The following is a 5,661-nucleotide window of genomic DNA, read 5'->3' as shown; positions in this document are numbered from 1 at the left end:
ACCCCCCCCCCCCCCCCCCCCCCCCCCCCCCCCCCCCCCCCCCCCCCCCCCCCCCCCCCCCCCCCCCCCCTCCCCCCCCCCCGCTCGTGCGTTCCGGTGCGCCCACCGGCCGCTCGCCGCCCGCTCGCCGCCCGCTTCCGGAACTCCGGAAATTCTTCCGAACTCCTTTGAACTCCCCCGCGCCGGCCCTCGTGTTCCCAGTGAAGACAGAAGCTGATGAAGCAAACAAACCACTGCATTACGGGAGTTGTCATGACCGACTGGCGCAAGCTCACCCTCGCCGGAGCCACCGCCGCACTGCTGATGGGAACGGCCGCCTGCGGCACCCAGGACAGCAGCGGGGCCAAGCCCGCGGAGAAGGCGGCGGCCGGGGACGCGGCGCCCGCGGCGCAGCAGGACCCCTACGGCAGCGGCGCCGGAGCGGCGCCCGCGGAGGCCGGGGGCCCGCTGGCGGTCCGCAGCGACGCGAAGCTCGGGCCGGTCGTGAACGACGCCGCGGGCTTCACCCTCTACCGCTTCGACAAGGACACCGCCTCCCCCTCCACCTCGGCCTGCGCGGGCGACTGCGCCAAGACCTGGCCGCCGGTGCCGGCCACGGCGGGCGCGCAGGCGGCCGCGGGAGTCGACTCCTCCAAGCTCGGCTCGCTGACCCGCGCGGACGGCGTCAAGCAGCTCACGATCGCCGGCTGGCCGGTGTACCGGTTCGCCAAGGACACCGCGCCCGGCCAGACCAACGGCCAGGGCGTGGGCGGCACGTGGTTCGCCGTGACCCCCGAGGGCGGCAAGGCCGGGGCCGCGCCGGCCGAGAAGCTGCCCTCGCTGTCGGTGGTCGAGAACCCGGAGCTCGGCCCGATCGTGCGGGACGGCAAGGGCCGGACCCTCTACCGGTTCACGAAGGACACGGCGTGGCCGATGAAGTCCAACTGCACCGGTCCCTGCCTGGACACCTGGAAGCCCGCGAAGATGGCCGACCTCAAGAACGTGAAGGGCATCGACCCGAAGCTGGTCATCCCGTACACCCGCCCGGACGGAACCGTGCAGCTGACCATCGACTGCTGGCCGCTGTACTGGTTCACGGGCGACAAGACCCCCGGTGACACCAGCGGGCAGGGCGTCGGCGGCAAGTGGTTCGCGGTCACGCCGCAGGGCAAGCTCGCCAAGTAGCCGCCCCGCGGCGGCCGCGGCCGTCAGGGCAGGAGGCGTACGGACTGGTCGTGCAGTTCGTAGCGCGCGCCCACCAAGGCCAGCCTGCCCGCGGCGATCCGCGCCGCGAGGTCGGGTTCCGCCGCCAGCTCGTCCCGCACCCTGCGCACCTGCGCCGTGATGGTCGCGTCGACCCGGGCCGGGCCGTGCCGGCCGTGGTCGATGGCGGGACGGATCTGGTCGGCGAGGTACTGGATGTGGGCGGGCAGCGGCTCGCCGGTCTCCTCGGCGTGGACGGCGGCGGACACCGCGCCGCAGGACTGGTGGCCGAGCACCATGACGAGGGGGACGTCGAGTTCGAGCACGCCGAACGCGATGCTGCCGAGCACCGCCTCGTCCAGCACCTCGCCCGCGCTGCGCACGCCGAGCAGGTCGCCGAGCCCCTGGTCGAAGACCAGTTCCGGCGGGACGCGGGAGTCGACGCAGCCCAGCACGACGGCGAAGGGGTCCTGGCCCAGGGTGAGCCGGCGGCGTATCTCGCGGGACTCGTGCGGGTGGCGCTGGCGGTGGGCGCGCCAGCGGCGGTTGCCGGCCGCGAGCTCCCGCAGTGCCTCGCGGGGTGTTCCGGGGCGGGTGCCCGTCTCCTCCCGGTACGGGTCGGCGGCGGCCGGCAGGACGGCGCCCGCGGCCGGGGCGGCCCCGGCGACGGCACTCCCGGCGATGGCGGTCCCCGCGACCGCTGCGCGCAGCAGGCTCCTGCGGCTGGTGGAGGCGGACACGAGAGGAAGTCTGTTCGAATTCACTGCCGGAACGTATCCGCGTGGCAGCGGCCGGGTCTTCCCCGACCCGGCCGCTTGGCGCGTTCGCTCCCCGAATCGTCCTGAAGCAGGCTCCCGCGCCATCGATTCGAGCATGTGTTCGGTTCAGTGGGTACGATGGTGTCATGCGTGCGCCACTGCAGGGCTCCCTCTTCGACCAGGCCGACGAGATCCGCCTCGGTCCGCTCACGGGCGTGCGCCGCACCGTGCTGGGCGACGGGGCCTGGTTCGACCTGCTGCCCGGCTGGCTGTCGGGCTCCGACGCGCTGTTCGAGGAGCTGGCGGCCGGGGTGCCCTGGCGGGCCGAGCACCGGCAGATGTACGAGCGCGAGGTGGCCGTGCCCCGGCTGCTGGCCTTCTACGGCGACGGGGACCCGCTGCCGCACCCCGTGCTGGACCGGGCACGCACCGACCTGTCCCGCTACTACGCCGACGAGCTCGGGGAGCCCTTCGTCACCGCCGGGCTGTGCTTCTACCGCGACGGGCGCGACAGCGTGGCCTGGCACGGGGACCGCAACGGCCGCTCCGCCCGCGAGGACACCATGATCGCGATCCTCTCCGTGGGCGACCCCCGGGACCTGGCCCTGCGGCCCCGCGGCGGCGGCCCGGTACGCCGCCTGCCCCTGGGGCACGGCGACCTCGTGGTCATGGGCGGCTCCTGCCAGCGCACCTGGGAACACGCAGTCCCGAAGTCCGCTCGGGCCGTGGGACCGCGCATCAGTGTCCAGTTCCGGACCCGCGGGGTGTCCTGAGCCCCTCCGGCACCGGCCCGGCCGTACCCGCGGCGCGTCCCGGCCGTCAAGTGCCGCCCCCGGGCATGGCCGCACCGGGCGGATTGCGGCCACACTGTTGGCAGGGGGGTACGAGACCGGAGGCCGCCGTGACCACACCTTCCCCCACCCGCATCGCCGCCGTCCTCTCCGCCGAGCACCGGGCGCGCCTGATGGCGCTGGCCCGCGAGATCAACCTGCGCGAGGGCGACCGCATCTTCAACGAGGGCGCACGGGCCGACGCCTTCTGGATCGTGCGATCGGGCACGGTCACCCTGGAGATACCCGTGCCGGGCCGCCGCCCGGCCGAGATCGAAAGCCTGGGCCCCGGCGAACTCGTGGGCTGGTCCTGGCTCTTCCCCCCGTACGTGTGGCAGCTGAGCGCCGAGGCGATGACCCCGGTGCGGGCGTACGAGTTCGATGCGATGAAGGTCCGGCTGATGATGGACGCCGACCCGGCCTTCGGGTCCGCACTGGGGCACTGGGTCGGCCGGATCCTGGCCCAGCGGCTGCACCAGACCCGGACCCGGCTGCTCGATCTCTATGCCCCGCACCTCAGAAACGACTGAGACCCCGCCCGGCCGGGGCCCGGCCGGGCGGGGGCCTCCCGTCACCAGAGGGCGGGGCGCCGTCCCGCCCACGGCCGGGCCGCCTCCAGCTGCGCGGAGAGCGAGATCAGCGCGGCGTCCTCCCCGTACCGGCCGCCGAGCATGATCCCGATGGGCAGCCCCTCGTCCGTCCAGTACAGGGGCACGCTGACGGCGGGCTGGCCGGTGGCGTTGTACAGCGGGGTATAGGGCGTGTAGGCGGCCAGGCCGGCGAATTCGGCGGCCGGATCGTCGTCGTTGCGCAGGCTGCCCACGAGTGCGGGCGGCTGGGCGAGCGTCGGCGTGAGGATGACGTCGTACGCCGAGAGCAGCGCCTCGGCGACCAGCTCGCCGAGGGCGCGGAAGGCGTACAGGGACTCGGCGAAGGCGGGCCCGCCCACCCGGTGGCCGGCCTCGCGCAGGTGGCGGGTGAGCGGCATCAGCAGCTTCTCGTCGTCCGGGGCGACCGGCAGGGTGGTGGAGACGACCTCCCAGACCCGGCTGAAGGACTCCAGCAGCCGCTCGTCCGCGGGCAGCTCCAGCTCCTCCACGTGGTGCCCGAGCGCCCCCAGCAGCTCCGCCGCGTCGTCGAGGGCGGCCCGGCAGTCGGAGTGCAGGCCGACGCCGGGCACCGGCGGGTCGGGCAGCACGACGACGCGCAGCGCCCCCGGCTCGCGGGCGGCGGCCGCGAGGAAGGTCTCCCCGGGCGGCAGGGACGGGGCGCCGTAGGGGTCGCCCGGCGTGTGCCCGGCGAGCACGTCGAGGAGCGCGGCGGCGTCGGCGACCGTACGGGCCAGCGGTCCGTGCGTGGACAGCCCGGTGACGTCGTGCAGCACGGGACCCGAACTCACCCGTCCCCGGCTCGGCTTGATCCCGAACAGACCGCACGCCGAGGCGGGGATCCGGATGGATCCGCCGCCGTCGCTGCCGTGCGCCAGCGGGGCCAGGCCTCCCGCCACCGCGGCGGCGGCTCCCCCGGAGGAGCCGCCGGCCGAGCGGCCGAGGTCCCAGGGGGTGCGCGCGGCGGGGCCGAGACCGTTCTCGGTGTAGGCGGGCAGCCCGAACTCGGGGGTGTTCGTCTTGCCGAGCATCACGGTGCCCGCGGCACGCAGCCGGGCGACCACGTGGTCGTCGCGGTCCGGCACGTGGTCCGCGTACGCCTGCGAGCCGAGCGTGCACCGCACCCCGGCGACGAAGCTGAGGTCCTTCACGGGGACCGGCACGCCGTGCAGCGGGCCCAGCGCCCGCCCTTCGCGGCGGGCTTCCGACGCGGCGGCCTCCGCGTGCGCGGCCTGCTCGCGGGCGAGTTCGGGGGTCACGGTGAGATAGGCGCCGAGCGTGGCGTCGTGGCGCTCGATGCGGTCCAGGTAGTGCCCGGTGAGTTCGGCGGGCGAGACCGTGCCCGCCCGCACCGCCTCTCCCTGTTCCAGTGCGGTCAGATCGTGCAGCTCGGCCATCCGTCCCAGCCCTCCCCATCGCCCGGCGCGTATGCAGATCCTTGCAGTACCGAACGGTAACCACCAGATGGCCGAAGGGTGTTGGCGATCGCGGCGGAGCATGCCTCTTCGGCCGATTCGGGGCCGCGCTCCCCCACAGGTCAGCGATGCGCCATCGCCACGATCTGCACTTGAAGCGTCACCTTCCGTGACGCGAATTGATGGTAGAACCATGCGTTCATCGCGGCGGTGGGCAAGACTCCCGTCCGATAACCGAAACCGACCCACGGGAGTGTTCGACATGCGGTTCATCGCTCGGAGTCTCGGTCTCGCGACGGCCACCCTCGCCCTGCTGGCCTTCACCGGCGCAGCCGGCGCCGCGCCGACCGGAACGGAGAGCCTGTACGCCCCGTCCGCGCTCGTCCTCAGCGTGACGGCCGGGGAGGACGCCGAGACCGGGACCGTCCTGCGCGCGGTGACGCTGACCTGCTCGCCGACGGCCGCCGGGACGCACCCGGACCCGGCCGGCGCCTGCACCGAACTGCTCGCGAGCGACGCGGAACTGGACTCCATCACCGAGGCGGGCTCCGGCGCCGCGTGCACGAGGGAGTGGGACCCGGTGACGGTGACGGCCGACGGGGTCTGGGAGGGCCTGCGGTTCAGCTACACGCACACGTTCGGCAACCCGTGCGCGATGGACAACGGCAGGGGGACCGTCTTCGCCTTCTGACGCACGGCGCACGGCGCACGCCGCAGCATTTCGGAAACACGCACCGCACGGCTCCGGGGGGGGGGGGGGGGAAGCGTGGGGGGGGGGGGGGGGGGGGTGGGGGGGGGGGGGGGGGGGGGGGGTGGGCGGGGGGGGGGGGGGGGGGGGGGGGGGGGGGGGGGTGGCGGGGGGTGGGTC

At 74.7% G+C, this 5,661-nt stretch carries 6 protein-coding genes; 4 read left to right on the top strand and 2 right to left on the bottom strand.

The features are described from left to right. Positions 1-252 precede the first annotated feature (252 nt). Positions 253-1,164, top strand: a complete 912-nt coding sequence (locus ACZ7H1_RS04760) for an SCO0930 family lipoprotein (RefSeq protein WP_470783744.1) — start codon at positions 253-255, stop codon at positions 1,162-1,164. Between the two features lie 23 nt (positions 1,165-1,187). Here the strand turns inward: ACZ7H1_RS04760 and ACZ7H1_RS04755 are convergent, their stop codons facing one another. Next, complete coding sequence (locus ACZ7H1_RS04755) at positions 1,188-1,922, bottom strand: carbonic anhydrase (protein WP_470783743.1); 735 nt, start codon at positions 1,920-1,922, stop codon at positions 1,188-1,190. A gap of 164 nt (positions 1,923-2,086) precedes the next feature. Here ACZ7H1_RS04755 and ACZ7H1_RS04750 point away from each other — a divergent pair, with 164 nt between their 5' ends. Both ACZ7H1_RS04750 and ACZ7H1_RS04745 read left to right on the top strand, forming a co-directional pair. Next, positions 2,087-2,713: an alpha-ketoglutarate-dependent dioxygenase AlkB family protein gene (locus tag ACZ7H1_RS04750; protein ID WP_470783742.1), complete on the top strand. Its 627-nt coding sequence runs from the start codon at positions 2,087-2,089 to the stop codon at positions 2,711-2,713. Between the two features lie 128 nt (positions 2,714-2,841). Then, positions 2,842-3,300, top strand: a complete 459-nt coding sequence (locus tag ACZ7H1_RS04745) for a Crp/Fnr family transcriptional regulator (RefSeq protein WP_470783740.1) — start codon at positions 2,842-2,844, stop codon at positions 3,298-3,300. 41 nt (positions 3,301-3,341) lie between these two features. On the opposite strand, the gene ACZ7H1_RS04740 is transcribed toward ACZ7H1_RS04745, so the two are convergent. Then, entirely contained in the window at positions 3,342-4,775 is a 1,434-nt protein-coding gene (locus ACZ7H1_RS04740) for an amidase (protein WP_470783739.1), read from the bottom strand. A gap of 280 nt (positions 4,776-5,055) precedes the next feature. On the opposite strand from ACZ7H1_RS04740, the gene ACZ7H1_RS04735 reads away from it, so the two are divergent. Further along, positions 5,056-5,484 carry an SSI family serine proteinase inhibitor gene (locus ACZ7H1_RS04735; protein WP_470783738.1) on the top strand — a complete coding sequence of 143 codons (429 nt, stop codon included), beginning with the start codon at positions 5,056-5,058 and terminating at the stop codon, positions 5,482-5,484. Positions 5,485-5,661: the final 177 nt, after the last annotated feature.

The sequence above is a fragment of the Streptomyces sp. NPDC037401 genome, assembly GCF_055602345.1.
Note: the sequence above shows the minus strand (reverse complement) of the source record. Positions and strands in the feature narration are given on the sequence as shown.

What these genes read in the sequence shown, in the direction of transcription:
- ACZ7H1_RS04735 (WP_470783738.1), top strand. Translation starts at nt 5,056, where the DNA reads ATGCGGTTCATCGCTCGGAGTCTCGGTCTCGCGACGGCCACCCTCGCC.
- ACZ7H1_RS04760 (WP_470783744.1), top strand. Translation starts at nt 253, where the DNA reads ATGACCGACTGGCGCAAGCTCACCCTCGCCGGAGCCACCGCCGCACTG.
- ACZ7H1_RS04750 (WP_470783742.1), top strand. Translation starts at nt 2,087, where the DNA reads ATGCGTGCGCCACTGCAGGGCTCCCTCTTCGACCAGGCCGACGAGATC.
- ACZ7H1_RS04740 (WP_470783739.1), bottom strand. Translation starts at nt 4,775, where the DNA reads ATGGCCGAGCTGCACGATCTGACCGCACTGGAACAGGGAGAGGCGGTG.